The sequence below is a fragment of the Microbacterium testaceum genome (assembly GCF_001476285.1).
GTDB classification, from domain to species: Bacteria; Actinomycetota; Actinomycetes; order Actinomycetales; family Microbacteriaceae; genus Microbacterium; species Microbacterium testaceum_B.
The window spans coordinates 1-649 of the sequence record NZ_LDRU01000135.1; the positions used below are offsets into that span (position 1 = coordinate 1).

The 649-nt window shown below is 68.1% G+C and carries 1 protein-coding gene; it reads left to right on the forward strand.

Annotated features, from left to right (window positions below):
* Window positions 1–649: cytochrome c biogenesis protein ResB (locus NS283_RS17835; RefSeq protein ID WP_193752713.1), on the forward strand; the 649-nt coding region annotated here is incomplete at both ends.

Sequence of the window (649 nt, forward strand, 5' to 3'; positions counted from 1 at the left end):
CTGCGCGAGACCGGGAACCTCGTATTCCACGCGGCCCTGGTCGGAGTGCTGATCGCGGTCGGCGTCGGCGGAGGCTTCACCTACACGGGCCAGCGCGTGCTCGTCGAGGGACAGGCGTTCGCGAACAGCCTGCTCGACTACTCGTCCTTCAACCCCGGACGTTTCGTCAGCGGCGACACCCTCACGCCGTACTCGATGACGCTCGACAAGTTCGACGTGAACTACGTCGCTCCCGGGCAGCCCGGTGGCGGGCAGGCCGGCGACTTCGTCGCGCACATGACCACGCAGGCACCCGGCGGCACCCCGCAGGACGGCGAGATCCGCGTCAACCACCCGCTCGACGTGCAGGGCGACCGGGTCTACCTGCTCGGCAACGGCTACGCCCCCACCGTGACGATCCGCAACGCCCAGGGCGAAGAGGTCTTCCACGACTCGGTCGCGTTCCTCCCGCAGGACTCCAACATGACCTCGCTCGGCGTGATCAAGGTCGCCGACGGCATGCCGGAGCAGCTCGGCCTCATCGGCTTCTTCTACCCGACGATGAACGTGCTCGACTCGGGCGCTCTGACCTCGACCTACGGTGCTCTCGAGTACCCCGTGCTGACCCTGCGCGTCTACGCGGGAGACCTCGGCATCGACGACGGCACGC